The sequence below is a fragment of the Phaeodactylibacter sp. genome (assembly GCF_040219495.1).
GTDB lineage: Bacteria > Bacteroidota > Bacteroidia > Chitinophagales > Saprospiraceae > Phaeodactylibacter.
Genome location: NZ_JAVJSK010000100.1, coordinates 48,840 through 68,809, shown reverse-complemented (window position 1 = coordinate 68,809; position 19,970 = coordinate 48,840). Strand labels below are relative to the sequence as shown.

Annotated in this window: 19 protein-coding genes; 9 read left to right on the top strand and 10 right to left on the bottom strand. The window is 51.8% G+C overall.

Annotated features, from left to right (window positions below; all coding sequences use genetic code 11):
* Window positions 1-517 precede the first annotated feature (517 nt).
* Window positions 518-1,636 carry a peroxiredoxin family protein gene (locus RIC19_RS15585; protein ID WP_350179265.1) on the top strand — a complete coding sequence of 373 codons (1,119 nt, stop codon included), beginning with the start codon at window positions 518-520 and terminating at the stop codon, window positions 1,634-1,636.
* A 256-nt stretch (window positions 1,637-1,892) separates the two neighbouring features.
* Here RIC19_RS15585 and RIC19_RS15580 read toward each other — a convergent pair whose 3' ends face one another.
* Window positions 1,893-2,648: a TrmH family RNA methyltransferase gene (locus RIC19_RS15580; protein WP_350179264.1), complete on the bottom strand. Its 756-nt coding sequence runs from the start codon at window positions 2,646-2,648 to the stop codon at window positions 1,893-1,895.
* Between the two features lie 30 nt (window positions 2,649-2,678).
* Between RIC19_RS15580 and tamL the strand changes: the two genes are divergently transcribed.
* A complete protein-coding gene (gene tamL, locus RIC19_RS15575) occupies window positions 2,679-5,204 on the top strand; it encodes a translocation and assembly module lipoprotein TamL (protein WP_350179263.1) in 2,526 nt (841 codons plus the stop codon).
* On the opposite strand, the gene RIC19_RS15570 is transcribed toward tamL, so the two are convergent.
* From RIC19_RS15570 to RIC19_RS15560, 3 genes are all read right to left on the bottom strand, one after another.
* Window positions 5,192-5,509, bottom strand: a complete 318-nt coding sequence (locus RIC19_RS15570; protein ID WP_350179262.1) for a DUF3817 domain-containing protein — start codon at window positions 5,507-5,509, stop codon at window positions 5,192-5,194. The two genes, tamL and RIC19_RS15570, sit on opposite strands and share 13 nt — an antisense overlap.
* 93 nt (window positions 5,510-5,602) lie before the next feature.
* On the bottom strand, window positions 5,603-6,247 hold the full coding sequence (gene nth / locus RIC19_RS15565) for an endonuclease III (protein WP_350179261.1): 645 nt from the start codon (window positions 6,245-6,247) through the stop codon (window positions 5,603-5,605).
* A 103-nt stretch (window positions 6,248-6,350) separates the two neighbouring features.
* On the bottom strand, window positions 6,351-7,532 hold the full coding sequence (locus tag RIC19_RS15560; protein ID WP_350179260.1) for an AIR synthase-related protein: 1,182 nt from the start codon (window positions 7,530-7,532) through the stop codon (window positions 6,351-6,353).
* A 343-nt stretch (window positions 7,533-7,875) separates the two neighbouring features.
* On the opposite strand from RIC19_RS15560, the gene RIC19_RS15555 reads away from it, so the two are divergent.
* Window positions 7,876-9,237, top strand: a complete 1,362-nt coding sequence (locus RIC19_RS15555; RefSeq protein WP_350179259.1) for a M23 family metallopeptidase — start codon at window positions 7,876-7,878, stop codon at window positions 9,235-9,237.
* A gap of 109 nt (window positions 9,238-9,346) precedes the next feature.
* Here the strand turns inward: RIC19_RS15555 and RIC19_RS15550 are convergent, their stop codons facing one another.
* From RIC19_RS15550 to RIC19_RS15535, 4 genes are all read right to left on the bottom strand, one after another.
* Window positions 9,347-9,904, bottom strand: coding sequence for a YqgE/AlgH family protein (locus RIC19_RS15550; protein WP_350179258.1), 558 nt, complete (start codon window positions 9,902-9,904; stop codon window positions 9,347-9,349).
* Between the two features lie 76 nt (window positions 9,905-9,980).
* Window positions 9,981-10,859: an ACP S-malonyltransferase gene (fabD, locus tag RIC19_RS15545; protein ID WP_350179257.1), complete on the bottom strand. Its 879-nt coding sequence runs from the start codon at window positions 10,857-10,859 to the stop codon at window positions 9,981-9,983.
* A gap of 92 nt (window positions 10,860-10,951) precedes the next feature.
* Window positions 10,952-11,548 carry a GTP cyclohydrolase I FolE gene (folE, locus tag RIC19_RS15540; protein ID WP_350179256.1) on the bottom strand — a complete coding sequence of 199 codons (597 nt, stop codon included), beginning with the start codon at window positions 11,546-11,548 and terminating at the stop codon, window positions 10,952-10,954.
* Between the two features lie 60 nt (window positions 11,549-11,608).
* Window positions 11,609-12,019, bottom strand: coding sequence for a 6-pyruvoyl trahydropterin synthase family protein (locus tag RIC19_RS15535; protein WP_350179255.1), 411 nt, complete (start codon window positions 12,017-12,019; stop codon window positions 11,609-11,611).
* Between the two features lie 205 nt (window positions 12,020-12,224).
* Between RIC19_RS15535 and RIC19_RS15530 the strand changes: the two genes are divergently transcribed.
* From RIC19_RS15530 to RIC19_RS15510, 5 genes are read left to right on the top strand one after another with little or no spacing between them, the layout of a single operon-like run.
* On the top strand, window positions 12,225-13,307 hold the full coding sequence (locus RIC19_RS15530; RefSeq protein ID WP_350179254.1) for a sensor histidine kinase: 1,083 nt from the start codon (window positions 12,225-12,227) through the stop codon (window positions 13,305-13,307).
* Complete coding sequence (locus RIC19_RS15525) at window positions 13,304-14,038, top strand: LytR/AlgR family response regulator transcription factor (protein ID WP_350179253.1); 735 nt, start codon at window positions 13,304-13,306, stop codon at window positions 14,036-14,038. The genes RIC19_RS15530 and RIC19_RS15525 overlap by 4 nt, the downstream gene beginning before the upstream one ends.
* Window positions 14,039-14,041: 3 nt before the next feature.
* The gene (locus RIC19_RS15520; protein WP_350179252.1) at window positions 14,042-14,908 is read left to right on the top strand and encodes a fructosamine kinase family protein; all 867 of its coding nucleotides are present in this window, start codon (window positions 14,042-14,044) and stop codon (window positions 14,906-14,908) included.
* A gap of 14 nt (window positions 14,909-14,922) precedes the next feature.
* Window positions 14,923-15,339, top strand: a complete 417-nt coding sequence (locus RIC19_RS15515; protein ID WP_350179251.1) for an acyl-CoA thioesterase — start codon at window positions 14,923-14,925, stop codon at window positions 15,337-15,339.
* On the top strand, window positions 15,326-16,318 hold the full coding sequence (locus tag RIC19_RS15510) for a YihY/virulence factor BrkB family protein (RefSeq protein ID WP_350179250.1): 993 nt from the start codon (window positions 15,326-15,328) through the stop codon (window positions 16,316-16,318). Before RIC19_RS15515 ends, RIC19_RS15510 begins: the two co-directional genes overlap by 14 nt.
* Before the next feature lie 5 nt (window positions 16,319-16,323).
* Here RIC19_RS15510 and RIC19_RS15505 read toward each other — a convergent pair whose 3' ends face one another.
* Entirely contained in the window at window positions 16,324-17,475 is a 1,152-nt protein-coding gene (locus RIC19_RS15505; RefSeq protein ID WP_350179249.1) for a PDZ domain-containing protein, read from the bottom strand.
* 108 nt (window positions 17,476-17,583) lie between these two features.
* On the opposite strand from RIC19_RS15505, the gene RIC19_RS15500 reads away from it, so the two are divergent.
* Window positions 17,584-18,375, top strand: a complete 792-nt coding sequence (locus RIC19_RS15500; protein ID WP_350179248.1) for a hypothetical protein — start codon at window positions 17,584-17,586, stop codon at window positions 18,373-18,375.
* Between the two features lie 8 nt (window positions 18,376-18,383).
* Here the strand turns inward: RIC19_RS15500 and RIC19_RS15495 are convergent, their stop codons facing one another.
* Window positions 18,384-19,592 (bottom strand): MFS transporter, encoded by a 1,209-nt coding sequence (locus RIC19_RS15495; protein WP_350179266.1) that lies wholly within the window; start codon window positions 19,590-19,592, stop codon window positions 18,384-18,386.
* Window positions 19,593-19,970 lie beyond the last annotated feature (378 nt).

The window sequence follows — 19,970 nt, the reverse complement described above, 5'->3', positions numbered from 1 at the left end:
TCCCATAAATTGTTCCCCAGATTGAAAATGTGCAATACTTAAGCGCTTGCGCGAACATGTCTTTTTTGTACAGGAGGCAGAAGCATCAACTGCTTCTGTGATTTTATATAGTTTACTAACAATGGTAAATTTACCCCCCCCGCGAGATTCCAAAATTTTTGAGCGTTTTTTTTGAAAAAAACATTGTACCTCTTACGCTTTCAGGCATTAATTGGTTTCTGGTCAGCGAAAAGGAAACCTTTCAAGCCCGCTCTGCTTATGACTTGAAAGCCAAATAGAGACTGAACAAAAAAAGACCAGACCAAAGGTGCACCATTCTTCAATGCCATTATCATTATGGTGGTTAGCGTTCATTTGGATTTCAGCCGGATGACACGAGCAGCCCCCCACCCCACCGATTTATCCGCCCATAATCCCAATTTTCCATACTATTTTTATCTTTGTGGCGTTGAAAATCAGCTAAAAGCCCCAGTAACAAATAAGTAATCATTCCCGAATCAAAATACTCGTACCGAGCATGAAGAATATTGGAATTACCCTAATGGCAGCTTTTCTTTCCCTGGCCCTGTGGCAGTGTGCCCCTGAGGTCAAAGGTACCGTTATCGACGGGCAGATTGAGAATGCGGCGAATATGCAAGTCTACCTCGATCAGGTGAAGATTGGCAAAGCAAGCAATGTTTTAGCAAAAGCGGAGATGGATGCCAACGGGCAGTTCAAGATGGAATTCCCGGAGGGCATTGAGCCGGGCGTTTACCAAATGCGCATTGGTGCCAAAAACTTCAACCTGGTCTTTGACGGCTCCGAGAAAGCCGTTAACCTACAGGGCGACCTGAATGATATTCAGACTTACAATTTCACCATCAATGGCGCTAAGGACTCCAAGATCCTGGCACAAACGATGTCGAGTCTCTTCAAGCGGGAGTATCAGGCATCGGATATCGGCAACTTCGTCGACTCGGTTTCCAATCCGGTACTGGGCGCATTTGTAGCCTACCGCTCTTTGGGTTCCAACGGGCAGTTCCTGGACACGCAGAAGAAGGCCCTCAGCCGCCTCAACGAGGCCATTCCCAACGCTGAAATGGGTGCCAATTACAGCGCATTCCTTACCGCAGTGGAGCGGCAGTACATGCAGCAGCAGGCGCAAGAGCTCATTCAAGTCGGCCAAATGGCACCGGACATCAAAATGAAGAGCCCGGATGGCAAAGAATATGCCTTGTCTGACCTGAAGGGCAAAATCGTCCTCCTCGACTTTTGGGCAAGCTGGTGTGGCCCGTGCCGCCGGGAAAACCCGAATGTGGTCGCCGTTTATGATAAGTACAAAGATCAGGACTTCACGGTATTCAGTGTTTCTTTGGATGGGATGGATGAGCGTACCCGCAGCCGCCTGAACTCTGAAATGGAAGCGCAAACCTACCTCCAAAACCAGAAACAGCGCTGGGTACAGGCCATTGAGCAAGACGATCTGAAGTGGCCTTACCATGTGAGCGACCTGAAAAAGTGGGAATCTGATGCCGCTGCTCTTTATGGTGTGCGCAGTATTCCCCGGGCATTCATGATTGACCGGGAAGGACGGATCGTTTCCACTCAGGTAAGAGGTGCACAGGAAATAGAAGCGGAGTTGAAAAAGCTACTGTAATCGGGCTGTAATTTAGTCTGGATAAAAGCCATTCGGGTATTGCCTGGATGGCTTTTTTTGAAGGTGCGTTGGAGCAGGTTAAGGATCAGGTTGAGGTTGAGTACCAAGCAGTGGCTTCAGAGGGTGGATAGCATGCTATCCGGCAGCACCCCGAGTCGATCGCAAAGCGGTCGTTCCCTATGAAGGCCCTCCCCTGGTCTGCTCAACCTTATCCTGAACCTCAGCCTCCGGCTTAGCCTTTCCCAGCCGCCCCCGCCTAATTCAGCAGCACACCAATAATAATCCCCGCTGCCACCGCCGCATTGAGCGACTCCGCGCCGCCACCTTTTCCTCTGGGGATAGACACCCGGTGCGTCACCTTTTCCATCACTGCCGGAGTGATGCCTGCGCCTTCATTACCGATGACCAGGACGCCGGTATTGGGCAGATCGGCCTGAAAAATATTTCCCCCTTCCATATCCGCGCCGAAGATCGTTAGGTCGGGTGCGGCGTTCAGAACGGCTCCAAAGTCTGCGACGATGGTGGAGACCCGCAAAAATGCCCCCATGGATGCTTGTATGACTTTGGGGTTGAAGACCTCCACACAATTCGGCGAACAAATCACCGTTGAAATACCAAACCAATCGGCCAGGCGCAAAAGTGTGCCCATATTCCCGGGGTCCTGCAGGTCATCAAGAAACAGGGCTAACTGACCATTGAGGGCATCAGCATTCAGCTCATACTGAGGCTGCCGCACGAGCGCCAGCGCCTGATTCGGTGTTTTGAGCAGGGAAAGGCGACTGAGTTCATTTTCAGAGACGGTGATGGCTTGCAGGGCGGGCGGCCACTGCTGCGGGGGCAAATGTTCCATCCAATTGGGAAGCGCATAGAGGGTTTCCACCCATTCTGACCGGTATTCGAGCAGTTCTCGGACCATCTTATCGCCCTCTACAATGAATTTATCATACTTTTGCCTGAACTTCTTCTGGCGTAGCGATTGTATATATTTAATCGTATTTTTAGAAACCGGCATAACGTTTTTTGGCTTTTGATCAAAATGCCCATGCGTAGCAGTGAAAGCACAATATACTTAATCGGTGTCATCCTGGCACTGTTGTTTTTTTCTTCCTGCAATTCGTCCAAATATCTGGCGGCAGACGAATACCTGCTGCGCGGTAACAGCATCAAGCTGCATGCAGACGACAAACTGGACCGCAAGCGCAATATGAAGTACGAGCTCTCCACGCTCTACAAACAAACGGAAAACAACCGCTTTTTCTTCATGCCACGCGAGTGGTTTTACTTCGTTACCGATGGGCCCGGTGATACCACCCGATTTGACCTGCTGTTACGGCGGGTCATTGGTGAGCCCCCTGCCATTTACGACCCTTCGCTGCGGGATGCCACCGAGCAGTCCATGCGTTACTACCTGCAGTACAAAGGCTACTTCAATGCGGAAGTGTACTCCGACCCGCTCGTGCGCCGCAAAAAAATGTATGTCACCTACCACGTAACGCCCAATGAGCAGTACAAAGTAGACACCATCGTATTCGCCTGCGAAGACCCTACTGTTGACAGTGTACTACGCGCCATCGCCCCCCGCAGCTACCTGAAGCCCGGCGCACCGATTGACGGGAAGCTTTACGATCAGGAGCGGGACCGCATTACCCGTTATCTGCGCAACCACGGTTATGCCTACTTTTTTGGCAATTACTTCGCGCCCCTTGATGCCGACACCACCGTTGCAGGCAAAAGGGCAGCTCTGCGGCTGGAAGTGCTACCCCCGGCAGACGACAGCCTGCATCACCAGTACAAAATTGATGATATTACTGTCTTCCTCGACTATATCCCCGGGCAGGGTGACTCCACCCTCACAGACACCCTGATCAACGATATTCACCTGCGTACCTCCCACCCCGACTTCAGGGTAGCCCCCGCTACTGTTGTTGAATCCATCTTTCTGAAGCGGGGCGACCTCTACCATCAGGATGATTACGACCTGACCAACAAGCAACTCAACAGCCTGGGCGTCTTCCGCTTCGTGCGCATCAAGCAGACCATAGACTCCCTCTATCCGGACCGGCTGGATATCCGCATTGAGCTGACACAAAACAAGCGCCTTGAAGTAGGTGCTGACCTTGAGTTCAACTACGCCAGCCGGAGCGCTACGGGCATTGGCAACCTGATTGGTATGACAGTCAGCCCTTCTGTGCGCCACCGCAATGTCTTTGGGGGCGCGGAGCTGCTGATCATGGACTTTAATGCGGGGGTGGAATTCAACCCTGCTCCCCAGGCCATTTCTGCCGGCCAGTTTTGGAATACCGTAGACCTCGGCCTGCAGACCAACCTCTACCTGCCCCGTTTTATTGACTACCTGAGCATCTGGCGGCGGCTGGACCGGGCCCGCCTGGGTAAGGATAAGTCTTCTATTTTTCTCAAAGAGGGGTTTTATCAATCTCTACAGGAAAATGCTTCCACCCGGGTATCTGCCAATTACAACTACCTGCTGATCCGGGACTTTTACCAATACAACCTTTTCACGGGCACCTATGGCTTTGACCATCAGCCAGCCACCAACCGGCGGTTTATTTTCAATCATGTGGGTATTGACTACCTGCTGCCGACCACGGAAGCCAACTTTGATTCCCTGCTCTCCTTCAACCCCTTCCTGGAGCGTTCCTTTGGTGAGCAATTGTTTGTAAGCCTGCTCTTCAGAGACCTCAACTACGTGTACAACTCCCGGCCCAACCGGCGGGGCAATTCTTACTACGTGGGCATCAATCTCGAGCTGGCTGGTGCCGAAATCTGGGCAGGCAATGCGATTTACAACAGCTTTTCCCTGGAGCCGGACACCCTGCGCCTCAACCTGGGTGGAGGGCAGGGCGTAGACTTTTCCCAGTACGCGCGGGCTCAGCTAGACCTAAGGCGGTACTGGCAAAGCCGGCCCAACCACAGCTTAGCTGCCCGTTTCTCCATTGGAGCGGCACGCCCCTTTGGCTACACAACGGATGTCCCTTATGTAAAGCAGTTTTTTGCTGGTGGGCCAAATAGTATCCGGGCCTGGGCACCCCGGGGGCTTGGCCCGGGCGCTTACGAAGACACCCTCGCCGTACGCAGTGCCAACAATACCCGGCTATACCAAACCGGCGATTTCAAACTGGAAGCCAACCTGGAGTACCGGTTTAAGATGTTCTGGTTGATGGACGGCGCTTTGTTTCTTGATGCGGGCAATATATGGACGTTGCGCCGGGACCCCAACCGGTGTGGTTCGCAATTTCTGCTGAGGGGAAAGACTTACACCTGCGTAGACCAGGAGTCCGGAGAGCGCCTTTCCTACACCAATGAACCTTTCTACAGGCAAATCGCTATTGGTGGGGGGCTAGGGCTCAGGCTCGACTTCTCCTACTTTATCCTGCGCCTGGATATGGGTGTAAAACTCAGGCACGCTGCGCCCTACCCCAATGAGCCGGACAGCCCTTCCAACTGGCAAAATTACTGGTTCAGGGATTTCAGGCCCGATGGCAACCGCGTAGAACTCAGCCTTGGCGATATCGTTGCTTTTAATCTTGGCTTTGGCTATCCTTTCTGAACTTGTATGGGTTTGAATATCTTGGTGTCCGCCACAAAGGTGCCAAAGGGTACGACCGACGCGACAAGTGACCAAAAGGTCTGCCCCAGGCTCATCCCATACTCCATCCGGGCCAGCACCACTACGGTGATGTACCCAATGAAGAGGAAGCCGTGAACCATACCTACGATCAGGTTTGGCTCAGGGATACCCGCCATATACTTTAGCGGCATGGTGAAAAACAAGATCAGAAGAAATGAAACGCCTTCCCACAAGGCCAGCGCACGCAAAGCCTGAATGGTAGTTCCGAAATACTTTTTGAGCATTTTTCTTAGGTTTTGAACCATAACAACCCCAGATGGGGCTTGGTTATACTCTCCATCTCCAAATGACCGCGTTATTGCAAAGGCCGCTTTGGCTTATTTGAATAAAGTCTTTCTACCGTACTGACTACAGATGGGGCAGGCATGGGGATCGTGCCCCCGCGCCGGGCAGTATTCCCGTCCGAAAAAGATGATTTGCAGGTGGAGCTTATTCCACAAGTCCCGGGTAAAAAGGCGCTTCAGGTCCTGTTCGGTTTTCTGTACGTTCTTGCCGGTGCTCAGCCCCCAACGGTAAGCAAGCCGGTGTATATGGGTATCCACCGGGAAAGCGGGCTCCCCGAAAGCCTGCGACATGACTACAGAGGCGGTCTTATGCCCTACCCCCGGCAGGGCTTCCAGAGCCTCCATATCCTGAGGCACCTCTCCATCGTACTTTTCTACCAGAATCTCTGACAACTCGCTTATAGCGGCAGATTTTCGGGGAGAAAGGCCGCAGGGTCGGATGATCTCGCGGATTTCATCCACCGACAACTGCGCCATGTCCTGCGGGGTGTCTGCTTTTTCAAATAGCAGAGGGGTAATACGGTTGACCCGTTCATCCGTACACTGAGCGGATAACAGCACCGCGATCAGTAGGGTGTAAGGGTCTTTGTGGTCAAGCGGGATTGGAACCTCCGGGTAGTAAGATTCCAGTATCTCCGTAATTGCTTTTACTTTCTGTTGCTTTGTGACTCTTCTCATGCCTGTATTCAAGGTAAGTGATGATCTAAGAGAGCTTGTCTGGAGTGTTCTTCCCAGGCTACAAGCTCTTATGATTAGGCATTTGAAATTTTGGGGTTGATGGTCAATGGTCGTATTCAAAGGTGCCGTAGGGGCTGATGACCTTTACGGAGGCTTTTTCGGCTTTTTCGGCCCGGCCAATGACTTGTGCATCAATATTGAACTGCCGGGCAATATCAATTACGCTTTGGGCTTCGCTTTCGGGCAGATAGACCTCCAGCCTTTGCCCCATATTGAAGACCTGATACAGCTCTTTCCAGTCTGTACCCGACTCTTCGCGGATCATCCGGAACAGCGGGGGGAGGGGCAGGAGGTTGTCCTTAACCACCCGTACGCCATCAATGAACTTGACCACTTTAGAGAGGCCACCACCGGTATTGTGGATCATCCCATGAATGGCTGGCCGGAGGTGCTTCAGTAATTGGGCAATGACCGGCAGGTAGGTCCGCGTAGGCGAAAGCACCAGCTTGCCGGCAGTCATCGTATGACCGTTGCCAATATTCACCTCATCGGTAAGGCTTTTGGAGCCAACATAGACCACCTCTTCCGGGAGGCTGGGGTCATAACTTTCCGGATATTTGGAGGCGTAGCGGTGGCTGAACACATCGTGGCGGGCGCTTGTCAGCCCGTTGCTGCCCATACCTCCGTTGTACGCCTTTTCGTAGGTTGTCTGCCCGTAGGAAGCCAGGCCGACGATGACATCACCAGGCTGAATATCGTTCACGATAAGGTCGCTGCGCTTCATTCTCGCAAAAGCGGTATAACCTACATCTATGGTACGGACAATATCGCCCACATCAGCCGTTTCTCCGCCCGCCAGGTGAATGTCCACCCCGTGGCTGCGCATTTCCTCTACGAAAGCAGAGGTGAAATTGATAATCGTGCTGATGACATCACCTGAGATGAGGTTCTTATTGCGCCCGATAGTGGAAGACAGCAGGATATTGCCCGTGCAGCCTACGCAGCCCATATCGTCGAGGTTCATAACCATAGCATCCTGTGCGATACCTTCCCAAACGGACAAGTCGCCGGTTTCTTTCCAATACAAATAAGCCAGGCTGCCTTTGGTGCCCGCAGTATCTGCGTGCATTAAGGTGCAGTGTTCCTCGCTGCCGGCGGCCACATCAGGCATGATTTTGCAGAATGCATTAGGGTATAACCCCTTGTCCAGGTTCTTAATAGCTGCATGTACCTCATCTTTGGTAGCAGAAACCCCGCGCAGCCCGTATTTTGATTGATCAGCCATCCTGATTTGTCAATTTCCCGCAAAGGTAGGTAATTCCGTAGGAATGATTAGGAAAGCACTGAAAAAGGATGGAAAATATTGGAAATCTTAATCATAGGCGAAACTTTTTATACGGAGACCTGAACAAAAAGTTCCATTTTTTGTAACTTTAACAATAATAATTAGGCGCAACTTCAAGCCACTTCTATATTTGCAGGTGCAAAGAGAAAATAGAGCACCTCCGATCCCATGATTTTGTCCCAAAAACTTTAGCAGCTATTTACCGCAACCAAGCCTTAAAATACAAGGCTGCAAGGTTATGCCGTATTTGTAGCACACCATTTATTCATCAAACCAACGCATCGTGGATCTACCAGAATCGATCAACCATTTTTACCAAAAGAACCGACGTATTTTAAACGTTTCAGCCATCGCAATTGCCGTCCTGCTCGCGGGAACGGCTATTTTTTATGCCGCTACCCAGCTAAATAGCAAGAATGGGTTGCGGGCTTCCCTTTCCTCAGCGGAAGCCCCCGTGGAGCTCAGTGCGTTCCCCGCAGTAGTGCCCACCTTGAAGTACGGCTTTGCGATCGATACGCTGCAACTCCAGGAAAACACCATTCAATCCGGACAATTCCTAGCCGACATCCTCCTGAATCAGCAGCTGGATTACCCTTCGATCGAGAAGCTGGTCGCCAATATGGAGGATGTTTTTGATGTTCGCCACTTTCGTGTAGGCAAGCCCTACACTATTCTTTCCAAGCCTGGCACTGAGCAGCCGCTTTACATGGTCTACGAGCCTAACGATTACGAATACGTCGTCTTCGGGCTGAGCGGTGACTACAAAGTGGAGCGTAAAGAGCGGGTTGTGGAAACGCAGCAAAGCTCTGTTTCCGGCAAACTGGAGTCTTCGCTCTGGAACGCTATCGTTGGGCAGGGCCTGAGCTACGAGCTTGCAGCCAAGATGGAAGGGGCCCTGCAGTGGTCTATTGACTTCCATCACCTACAGAAAAACGATGAGTTTAGGCTGGTCTTCGACCGCGAATATATAGACGGTAAGGAAGTCGGCGTTGGTGCTGTACATGCCGCTTATTACAAAACCGGTGAAAACGAATACCACGCCATTTACTACAAAAGCGAAAATGATGATCAGGAAGGCTACTACGACCTTGAGGGCCGCCCGATGAAGCGGGGCTTCCTGAAGTCACCGGTAAAATACTCCCGGATCTCCTCCTATTACAACCTCAACCGCTTCCACCCTATCCTGAAGCGCCGCCGCCCACACTTCGGGACCGACTATGCGGCCCCTTACGGTACGCCAATCTATGCGGTAGGCGACGGTGTGGTCACCCGGGCTTCCTACACCAAGGGCAACGGTAATTTCGTAAAGATCAAGCACAGCAAAACCTACCAAACCCAGTACCTTCACATGCAAAAGTTTGCCAAAGGCGTCAGCGTTGGCACTCATGTAAAGCAGGGGCAGGTGATTGGCTATGTGGGCTCTACCGGCCTGGCAACAGGACCGCACGTTTGCTTCCGCTTCTGGAAAGACGGCAAGCAGGTCAACCACCTCAATATGCAGTTCCCGCCCGCCAAGCCACTGCCGGATGCAGAGTTGTCACGGTTTGAACAGCAGCGTGATCAATTCCTTGAGCTGCTGAATAACGCACAGCCCAACAAAGTTGCAGAGGAAAACAGTGAAGCGAACGGAGCTGATAATCCGTAAAGCCTGAAAAAAGGCACATCAAAACAAAACGAAGCCCCCTTCGGCTGCTCTGCGGCGCTGAAGGGGGCTTTTGTTTTTATTACGCTGTTCTTGTTGGCGCTGAGTGTGGTCAGTTCCAGCTTACAAATTCCGGCATATTGGCGATGACGGTGTAGGCATCTCCTTTATTGTACATGGCGTTTTCCCAGATCTGCCCGGACTCCATGTTAAAAAGGTAGTTGGCATGCATATCGGCAACCACCCAGGAGCCCAGGTTCATTTCATCATCCAGCTGCCCTTCCGACCAACCGGAATAGCCTACGAAAAAGCGGATATCCTTAGGCTCGATAAGCTGCGAAGTCACCAGGAATTTCAGCTTCTCAAAATCACCGCCCCAGTAGATCCCATTGCCTACCGGGCGGCTGCCCTCCAGCAAATCACCAACGGTGTGCAGGTAGTGAATGGTATCTCTTTGTACCGGCCCGCCGTAAAGCACGTGGGAGTCAAACTCCGGAAAAGATTCGACCAGGGCATCAATTTGCATATCAAGTGGCTTATTCATGATAAACCCAACACTTCCTTCTTCACCATGCTCGCAGAGCAGTATCGCGGCTCGCTTGAAATTGGGATCTAACATAAAGGGCTCTGCCAGCAGGACCTGCCCGTTTTTCACTTGATTGCTTACCATATATTTATGCTTTCTTAAAAAAGAACCCGTTTGGTAACGGTTTTAGTTCAGCGGCATCCTCGTTTTTTCGCCAGGCTTACAGCGCACTTGTGGGAAACTGCCGGTCGACTTTTTTGACGAAACCCTGCAGTGTTTTGCCATTGCCTCCCACTTCTATGAATTCGGTGACGCCATCGGCAATCATATTTTTCATCGTCTGTGTCCAGCGGACCGGTGCCGTCAGTTGAGCGATGAGATTTTTCTGGATGACTTCCGGGTCGCTCGTTGGTGTGGCCGTCGCATTTTGATAAATCGGGCAAGATGGCTGATTGAAGTCTGCTGCTTCAATAGCTGCCTGCAGTTCATCCTGAGCCGGCTGCATGAGCGGAGAGTGGAACGCACCGCCTACGGCCAGCACGAGAGCCCGCCGGGCACCTGCTTCCTTGAGCGCTTCCACCGCCTTATTCACGCCTTCCACGCTACCGGAGATCACCAATTGGCCCGGGCAGTTATAATTAGCCGGCACTACCACTTCATCAATGGCAGCGCAAATTTTTTCCACTACCTCATCGTCCATGCCAATGATAGCCGCCATGGTGCTTTCCTGCATTTCACAAGCTTTTTGCATAGCCTGCGCGCGTGCCTGCACCAGTTTGAGGCCTTCTTCAAAGCTGAGTGCACCCGCAGCTACCAGGGCAGAAAATTCACCCAGGGAATGCCCGGCAACAGCGCCCGGGTCCATTTCGGCTCCGGCCATTTTTGCTTTCACGATAGAGTGCAGGAATACTGCGGGCTGCGTCACCCTTGTCTGCTTGAGGTCTTCGGCAGAGCCCTCAAACATCACATCCGTAATCCGGAACCCCAGGATGTCGTTGGCTTGCTCGAATAGTGCTTTGGCCAGTTCACTACTTTCGTACAGGTCTTTGCCCATACCTTCGAATTGTGAAGCTTGCCCGGGAAAAACGTAGGCTTTCATGGTCTGTTTCGTTTTGAAGTTTTCTGATAATGCCTCTTCAAACCAGGTCTGCGGCATTGCGGACCGACCGGAAAACGGCTGGTGATGAGGATTTAATGCAAGCTTGCGCTAACCAAATTCAGGAACTCTGCCCGGGTCTCTGCCCGCTGGAACTCGCCCGTGAAGGCGGAGGTGGTCGTCACTGAGTTTTGCTTTTGAACGCCGCGCATCATCATGCACATGTGGCGCGCTTCAATTACAATGGCTACCCCAAGCGGGTTGAGGGTCTCGTGAATACAGTTCAGGATTTGGTCAGTCAGGCGTTCCTGCACCTGCAGGCGCCGGGCGAACACATCGATCACCCGGGGGATTTTGCTCAGCCCGACGATATAGCCGTTGGGAATATAAGCAACATGTGCCTTTCCGAAAAATGGCAGAAGGTGGTGTTCGCAAAGCGAGTACAGTTCAATGTCTTTTACGATGACCATTTCGCTGTACTCTTCGCGGAACATGGCAGACTTCAGGATTTGTTCTGCGTCCTGCTCGTAGCCCTGTGTCAGGAACTGCATGGCTTTGGCTGCCCGCTCCGGTGTTTTGACCAGGCCCTCGCGGCTCACATCTTCGCCCAGGCGGCCTATGGCCGCTCGGTAGAACTCGGTAAGGGCATCGGTAGTTGCTGAGTCGTAATCCTCTGATTTGTGGAAAGCCATGCTTTGATTAAGTTGATTCTTAAGAAGAACGTCAGGGCCGGCAAAGGGTTGTCTTCCGGCTTACTCACCGTAGTATTCCGCGTAGATATTTTCGGTCTCGTAGAGCTTGATGCAGTGCAATTCGCAGCCTTCCAGCAAGGGGGCCAGCTGCTGCCAGAACAAGATTACCAGGTTCTCCGTGGTGGGCTGCATTCCCTCGGGGATGAAGTCGACATCCAGGTTGAGGTTGCTGTGGTCAACTTTGTCGACGATAGAAGACTTGATCAGCTTACTCAACTGCTTGACATCCACTATGAACCCCGTCACCGGATCAGGGCTGCCCTTGACGGTAACGAACAAGTCGTAGTTGTGCCCATGCCAGTTCTTGTTGGAGCATTTACCGAACATTTGCCGGTTCTTCTCCTCACTCCAGCTATCGACCCATAATTTGTGGGCGGCATTAAACCGCTCTTTTCTAGTCAGATAAACCATAGTGGCTTTTGCAATTTTTTCGGTTTTCAGAAGCTCTCAAAATAGAACCGCAAAAGTACAAATATTTCTGTTTCTTCTGTGGTCTGCCTGCACAAAGTCGATGCCTAGCCTGAATCTGTCTACATTTTTTGATGCCAAACGGGCATTAGCTGTATATTGGCAACACAATCTCTTAAAGCAGGCCCCCTTGACCGCAGTAACCAACATGGAAAAACATCCTCATACATCCAAAGCCGACCGGGTCTACAAATTCCTGACCCGGCGCGAGGTTTACCACAGCTTATTCTGGCTGATGGTGCTGCTACTGCTCACCCTGTTCGAAAATACCCGGCAGGGGTTCTGGTTTACCCTGAGCAATGAGCTGATCAACATCCTCTTTTACGGGCTCGTGGTCTATTTCAACCTGCTCTACCTCATCCCCAATTACCTGACCCAAAAGAAATTCCTGACCTACAGCGGGCTGCTGATCCTTGCTACCCTTATCATCACGCCCCTGAAGGTACTGGTGTTCTACTTCAAGTTCAGCCATCTGCCGCAACTTCAGGCCGACCTGCTGCAAAATATGAACTGGTACTTCCTCCTGACCTTCATCATTGCCGGCTCTTCAACCGTCTTCAAAATTATTACCGACTGGCTGCGGCACCTGCGCGAACGACAGGAACTACAGACCCAAACCATGCAATCGGAGCTGCGGTTCCTCAAATCGCAGATCAACCCGCACTTTCTGTTCAATACCCTCAACAACCTCTATGCGCTAACGCTGAAGAAATCGGACGAAGCACCGGAGATTGTGCTCAAGCTCTCTGAGATGATGCGCTATATGCTCTATGAGTGCAATGAAAAGCAGGTACTGCTGAGCAAAGAGGTCTCCTACATCCGTAACTACCTGGACCTGGAGCGTATACGACAGGGGAAAAATGCAGTGATCAACTTTGAGGTCAATGGCCGGATCAGCGACCAAAAGATTGCCCCCCTGATGTTCATCCCCTTTCTGGAAAACAGCTTTAAGCATGGCCTGAGCAGCCGCATAGGCGAAGGCTTCGTGAATATTGTATTGAATGTTGATGAAAATACCGTACATTTCTACATCGAAAACAGTAAGTCAGATGCGCCGCCCAGCCGGGACCCCAGCCGCCCCAGTGGTGGCATTGGCCTGGTCAATATCCACCGGCGCCTCAAGCTTTTGTACCCTGACCATTACGAACTGGACATAGAAGACAGCCCCAACACTTACGCTGTAAACCTCTTGCTCGACATCGAGCCTCAAATTAAAAAACTGGAAGTATGATCAATGCAATCATTGTCGATGACGAACCCCTGGCACAGGATGTGTTGGAGACTTACATCGAAAAGATTCCTGAAATAACCCTCGTTCAAAAATGCAGTAATGCACTGGAGGCCAACGAGGCCTTGAAGTCAAAGGATATTGACCTGATGTTTTTGGATATTCAGATGCCGCAGCTTACCGGCGTGGACTTCCTGAAAACCCTCAATAAACCGCCTGTGGTGATATTTACCACCGCCTACCCCAATTATGCGATAGAAGGCTTCGAGCTCAATGCACTGGACTACCTTCTGAAGCCAATCTCCCTGGAGCGCTTCATGAAGGCGACCAATAAAGCTATTGAGCAGATCGAGCTTAAACGCAAGGGAAACGCCGCTGATGCAGCACCCGCCACCCCCAATGACCCCGGCTACATTTTTGTCAAAGCCGACAAGAAGCTGGTCAAAATCCACTATCAGGATATCATCTACATCGAAGGACTGAAGGATTACGTGATTATCCGGCAGGAAAACTCGCGGGTCATCACCCTGCAAACGATGAAGAGCCTGGAAGACAAGCTGCCGCAGGGCATCTTCAAGCGCATCCACCGGAGCTACATCGTAAATATTGAGCGCATTGATGCGGTAGTGGGCAATATGGTGGAAGTGGTGGAGAAAGGGCAAGCCAAGCACCTGCCTATTGGTAAAAACTACCGGGACGAGCTGCTCGAAATTGTCAATAAAAACCGCCTGTAGATTTTGTTATCAGATGCCATTCTGCAAGCCTGTGCCCAAGCCACCGGATCGCCCGTGGAGCGAAGCCGGCCGGTGAGTGGTGGCAGTATTAATGCCGCTTACCGCCTGGAAACCTCAAAGGGCCACTTCTTCCTAAAGGTCAATGATGCCCCGCAGGCTGGTGCGATGATGGCCTGTGATGCCTATGGTTTGCAATTGCTCGGGCAGGCGGGCCCGCTACGTGTGCCGGAAGTGATCCGGCAGGGGAACGTGGACGGGCAAAGCTATCTTTTACTGGCTTTCATTGAAGAAGGGCGGGCAACCCCTGTTTTTTGGCAGGCCTTTGGCGAAGGGCTGGCCAGGCTGCATCAGCACACGGCCGACACCTTTGGGCTTGACCAGGGCAACTTCATCGGCAGCTTGCCGCAGCGCAACCACCGGCATGCCAATTGGGCCGGCTTTTACCGGGAAGAACGCCTGTACCCGCAAGTCCGCATGGCTACACAGCAAAATTTACTATGGGCGGGAGCCGAGGCGCAGTTCGACCGTTTGTACGAGCGGTTACCCGACCTTTGCCCGGAAGAACCCCCTGCGCTGACCCACGGCGACCTCTGGAGCGGCAACTTTCTTACTGCCGCCGATGGCAGCCCGGTCCTGATTGACCCGTCTGTGAGCTATGCCCACCGGGAGATGGATCTTGGTATGTCTTTGCTGTTTGGCGGATTCGCACCGGCATTCTATGAGGCCTACGAGCAGACCTACCCTACCGCTCCCGGATTCAGGGAACGCGCCGGCATTTACCAACTTTACTATCTACTGGTCCATGTCAATTTGTTTGGCCGCAGCTATACCGGCTCGGTGCAGGAAATTGTCAACCGCTGGGCCCGCTAATGCACGACAAAAACATGTACAGTCACGAATTCAAAAAGCGGGTCCGCTATGGCGAAACCGATCAGATGGGCTACCTCTACTACGGCAACTACCCGCAATACTACGAAATCGGGCGGGTGGAAATGCTGCGGTCGCTGGGCCTGACGTACAAAGCGATGGAGGAAGAGCAGGGTATCCTGATGCCGGTGGTCTCCATGAATATCCGCTATGTCCGGCCAGCCCATTACGACGAACTACTGACCATCCGGACGACGCTGCGGCAGTTGCCGGAACGCTTCATCACCTTTCACATGGAGTTGTTCAATGAGCGTAGCAAGCTCGTCAACGGAGCTACCGTAAAGCTATGCTTTGTGGATGCGAAGTCGGGCAAAACCATTCCGGCCCCGGAAATGTTGGTCAACCAATTGAAGCCTTACTTTGAAGAAGCCTAAGATAGACATAGAAGCCCTGCAGAAGCAATTGTTCAACCTGCCCGTTGTCAAACAGGTGGTGGAATGGTCGCAGCACAACTCTTTCCCGGGCTTTTTTAAGGTTCCGATCTATGATGTGATTGTCTTCATTCAGAATGAGCTGAAGCGGAATGACCTGTTTACCCGTTCTTACGCGATTGCGTACAACTTCTTCCTGTCCATTTTCCCGTCGCTGATCGCTTTTTTCACCCTCATCCCCCTTTTCAAGTGGGCCCTTATTCAGTATCTGCCGGAGGGGGAGAACTTTGATGCCTACCTGCGCACTGAGATTCAGCGCATCCTGCCTGGCGTGACCGGAGAACGCCTTTTTGCTTTTGTAGACGACATCACGAACAACCCCCGTTTTGGCCTGCTCAGCGTGGGTTTCATTTTTGCCATCTATTTTGCTTCTAATGGCATGATTGCCCTGATGCGCGGCTTTGACAAATCCTACAATAAGACGTTCAAGAGCCGGAATGCTTTTCAAAAGCGCTTTATTGCCATAGGGCTGACTTTCTTCATTGGGGTCCTTTTGATTGCAGCCGTGGTATTGATTATCCTCGGCGAGTTTCTCTTTGGGCTGCTCAATGATTTTATTGCACTCGACCGCTTCACCAATATCACTATTCAGCTGCTGAGATGGGTGGCTATTATTTTCTTTTTCTATATGGGCATTGCCTTAATCTACCGCTACGGTGCTGCCGCCAAACGCCGGTTTGCGATTTTTTCGCCGGGGGCGACCCTTGCCACCATACTTTGCATTATTTCTTCCCTGGCCTTCTCCTTCTATGTCAATGAATTCAATACCTACAATGAGCTTTATGGCTCTCTGGGCGCCATTATTGCGCTCATGCTGTGGATACAGATCAACTCGCTCATTCTGCTCATCGGCTTCGAGCTAAATGCCAGTATTGCCGTGAACCGGGACCTCAAAAAGCGCATCCCGGTAAAGGATGTGTAAACCGGCTATTGCCGGATTTCGATTCTTCGGACGCTACTTTGCCTGCCCTGCTGTACTTCGAGAAAGTAATCTCCGGATCCATTTTGCAGCAGATTGGTACGGTCCTTGAACGTGCCTGAAAAGTTGCCCAGGTCAAAATCGTAGATCACCCGCCCTTTGGTATTGTAAACCCGGATCCGTGTGGCGTCTTGCTCAGGCAGTTCAAAACTCATCTCCAGCACCTTTTCATCAAAATCTGCGCTGAAGTAGAAATCCTGAACCGGCAGCGACTGATCGGTTTTCAGCGCCAGGCCATATTGGCTATTGGCCCGCTGCACAGCGCTGCGGTCCATGCTTTGGCTCAGCAGTTTACGCCCCCTGCTGTCTTTAAGGTAAGTGTCGAAGTAGCTTTTCCCTTTCTGTTCTCCCTGCCTCACTGCCGCAGCAGACTTGATCTGCTCGAAGGCACATCGGGATTGAATGGGATGGGCACGCTCAATCTCCCCCTGCCCTCTCCAGGCGACAATTTGAATGTCCTCGCCCACCTCGGTATCGTTAATGGCGTAGGTCAGGTCGGTCCAGTCCAGGATTTTGTAGCCGTTGATCCGCAGGATTTCGTCCCCGTCCTTCAGGCCCATCTTGTCGGCTGTGGACTGGTCAACTATATGGACAACTATACCCCCCTTTTGGGAAGCCTGACTCTGCTTCATGACTCCCAGGAAAGGGTCCTGACAAGGCGTGACGGTAATTTCCCGGCGGTCTTCCTGCCAGTTGCCGAAGATAATACTGAGGTCCAAACGGTTGCTCCCGCGCTGCACATGCAAAGCAGCCCGGTCTCCGGCGTGGTAACGGTCAAGGATGCGGGACAGGGGTTGTTCCGCCCCCGTCCGGTAAGCATCCACCCCGTAGACATAGTCCAGCGCCCTTAGCCCTGCCCGGTCTGCCGGGGTGCCCGGAATGACCTTCTTGATATAGCTGCCGTAGAGGTTGCTAAACCCTAGCGCTTTGGCTTTTTCCCGGCTAATAGCCTCCAGATAAACACCCATGTAAGCACCGTTATCCGGGTTCGCTATTTCGGGCAGGTACTGTCGAAAGTATTGGTTGCCTTGTGCATCAAGCGCCATACTTTGCCATACGCACAACGCCATGATGAACCAGGTAGTAGCCGAATTTTTCATAATTTTTCCGTTTGCTTTCCTTTCCAGAGACAATCCGGGCAGGTGTAAGTTGCAGCCCAACTTGCCCCTAATAATCAAAATACTTATCTTAAGTCAAATTCTTGAAAGATGATAAAAAACGCGCTAATAACGTTTCTGGTACTTGGCGTAGCATGCTCCTGCTACAGCAGCCTTTCTGCTCAATCCGTTTCACCGTGGTCATTTGGCGGCAGCCTACAGGCCGGTGTGGGCAGCAGTGCATACACGGACCATCCGCACCTGGCTTCCAACCGGGATTTTGGTATGGTCTGGCACAGCAGCATCGACGTCAACACCTGGTATCAACTGACCCCAAGGCTATCTTTTGGTGGCGGGGTAGGCATCCGTGCCCAGTACTTTCAGTTACAAACCTACAGCACTATTCCTGAGTTGGCCACTGACATCGGTTTTGTACTGCAAAGCAGCGAGGAGGACTATTACCTGGACCGGGTAAAACACAACGGCTATATGACCACCCTGAATGTTCATACCGAATACTTAACAAAGCCTTACGGTACACCTGGCTTCAACCTTGCCTTCCATGCAGGTGCCCGAATGGGGATGACCCCAATAAGTCAGGTCAGGACGCTCTACGGCGAACGCGATTACGGCGCGAAAGATTTTCTGCCAGAATGGGGTACCAGCCATTTGTTCGAAGGCATTGCTTCTGCTGACGCGATAGAAGGTTACTTCGACGGGCATATGAATAAATCACTGCTGTTCTTCCAGGTTGGTCTGGTTGCCTATCATACCAGTATGCGGACTGGTCAAAGCGTCCGTGTTGCACTCGTTTACGAAGGTACTACCGAAGCCCTGAGCCAGGGGTTCAACAGCCCGCTGCAGGGGATCAGCATTTCGATGGGCGCCCGTTTAAACCGGTAGTAGCGCTACTATACCGATAGCCGCCCCTTCACCAAACGCACCGCCAGGAGCAGGCAGACAATCATCAGGAAACCACTACCGATGTAAGGGTATTGGTAATGCAGCCCGTACAGCCATCCCCCCAAAAAAGGGCCCACAACCCTGCCCAGGGAGCCAACCGACTGCCCCAGCCCCAAAATCCGCCCCTGCTCTTTTTCCGAAGAGCTCTTGGACAGCAGAGAGGTGATCGTCGGCGTGAGTGCCCCATTCGCCAGGGCGATGAATACAATAGCCAGCAACTCCAGTGGAATAAAGTACTGTACCGGCACAAAGGGCAGGGAAGTCAACCCGATGAACATAAGCACATATCCCGTAATTAATAAAGTGCGGTCTCCAAAAGTCCGGGACGCCCAGCCCACCAAACCACCCTGTACAATGGCTGTGATGACCCCCAGAAAAGCGAACGTATAGCCGACTTGTTCCTCATTCAGCCCATAGTGTTCTTCCCAAAGCAGGGTAACCGATACCGTCATGAGCGAGAAAGCGGTGATGAAGATGAAGTTGATAATCAGGAGTTCATTCACTACGGGCTTGCTTAGCCCATATCGGAAGTCAGACAGGGGGTTCTCAAACAGCGGGCCGGAAGTTGACTTCGGCTCTTTCAGGCTTTCGCCCAAGAGGAAGTAAGCCATCAGGAGGTTAAGGGCGGAAAGGGCGGCGGCAACGTAGCCTACATATTCGATGCCGAAATTGCCTTTCAAAAATCCACCCAAAGGCGGGCCGAAGATGAACCCCAGCCCAAAGGCAGCCCCGATGATCCCAAAAGCTTTGGCACGCTTATCCGGCGGAGTCGTATCGCTAATGTAAGCCTGGGCGGTGGAAATATTGGCAGAGCCAATGCCCGCTACAATACGGGCTGTAAAGAGCAAAATCAGACTGCCGGCATGCGCAAAGATGAGATAGCCGAGCCCGGTGATGAATATGCTGATCAACAAAATAGGCCTGCGTCCTTTGCGGTCGCTGAGGTTGCCCCAGAAAGGCGCCACCAGGAATTGCATAAACGAAAAACTCGCCGCGACCAGCCCGATGACTGTACCGGAAGCGCCCAACTCATTGGCATAAATCGGCAGAATGGGGATGATCAGCCCAAACCCCAGCAGGTCAATGAATATGGTGACAAACAGAACGAGTAGTGGCGATTGCTTCATGCATTTCCCTTTTCGGGAAAGGTACGGAATTTGAATCCGTTTGAAGTTTTATACGTAACGAAACCCACTGCCCTTCCCGCTGAAAGAGCGGTAGCAAGGCAGGTTTGACAAAGGTATGGCAAAAGCGTTCTCCTGTTAGAGCGTGTTGGGACTTTTGTCTTCTAGTCGAAAACTAACAATTTTTGAGTTAGACGAGGCACGAAAACCGGAGTTTAGCCTTAGCTAAATAGCCTGTCCCGCAGTTTGCGGGAAGGATTTTCGGGACGAAGTATAAGCAAAAAAGTGTAGTTTGCAGGCCGATTACTAAAGTCCCAACACGCTCTTAATGCTGTACCCTAACTAATTCCTTGTGTTTTTTGCTTGCTTTTTTCCGGAAAGTAATACAATTTGACCCCGATTTGCGTGATC

Excerpts from the sequence above, each read along its gene's own strand:
- RIC19_RS15585 (WP_350179265.1), top strand. The coding sequence starts at position 518 with ATGAAGAATATTGGAATTACCCTAATGGCAGCTTTTCTTTCCCTGGCC.
- RIC19_RS15580 (WP_350179264.1), bottom strand. The coding sequence starts at position 2,648 with ATGCCGGTTTCTAAAAATACGATTAAATATATACAATCGCTACGCCAG.
- tamL (WP_350179263.1), top strand. The coding sequence starts at position 2,679 with ATGCGTAGCAGTGAAAGCACAATATACTTAATCGGTGTCATCCTGGCA.
- RIC19_RS15570 (WP_350179262.1), bottom strand. The coding sequence starts at position 5,509 with ATGCTCAAAAAGTATTTCGGAACTACCATTCAGGCTTTGCGTGCGCTG.
- nth (WP_350179261.1), bottom strand. The coding sequence starts at position 6,247 with ATGAGAAGAGTCACAAAGCAACAGAAAGTAAAAGCAATTACGGAGATA.
- RIC19_RS15560 (WP_350179260.1), bottom strand. The coding sequence starts at position 7,532 with ATGGCTGATCAATCAAAATACGGGCTGCGCGGGGTTTCTGCTACCAAA.
- RIC19_RS15550 (WP_350179258.1), bottom strand. The coding sequence starts at position 9,904 with ATGGTAAGCAATCAAGTGAAAAACGGGCAGGTCCTGCTGGCAGAGCCC.
- fabD (WP_350179257.1), bottom strand. The coding sequence starts at position 10,859 with ATGAAAGCCTACGTTTTTCCCGGGCAAGCTTCACAATTCGAAGGTATG.
- folE (WP_350179256.1), bottom strand. The coding sequence starts at position 11,548 with ATGGCTTTCCACAAATCAGAGGATTACGACTCAGCAACTACCGATGCC.
- RIC19_RS15535 (WP_350179255.1), bottom strand. The coding sequence starts at position 12,019 with ATGGTTTATCTGACTAGAAAAGAGCGGTTTAATGCCGCCCACAAATTA.
- RIC19_RS15530 (WP_350179254.1), top strand. The coding sequence starts at position 12,225 with ATGGAAAAACATCCTCATACATCCAAAGCCGACCGGGTCTACAAATTC.
- RIC19_RS15525 (WP_350179253.1), top strand. The coding sequence starts at position 13,304 with ATGATCAATGCAATCATTGTCGATGACGAACCCCTGGCACAGGATGTG.
- RIC19_RS15515 (WP_350179251.1), top strand. The coding sequence starts at position 14,923 with ATGTACAGTCACGAATTCAAAAAGCGGGTCCGCTATGGCGAAACCGAT.
- RIC19_RS15505 (WP_350179249.1), bottom strand. The coding sequence starts at position 17,475 with ATGAAAAATTCGGCTACTACCTGGTTCATCATGGCGTTGTGCGTATGG.
- RIC19_RS15500 (WP_350179248.1), top strand. The coding sequence starts at position 17,584 with ATGATAAAAAACGCGCTAATAACGTTTCTGGTACTTGGCGTAGCATGC.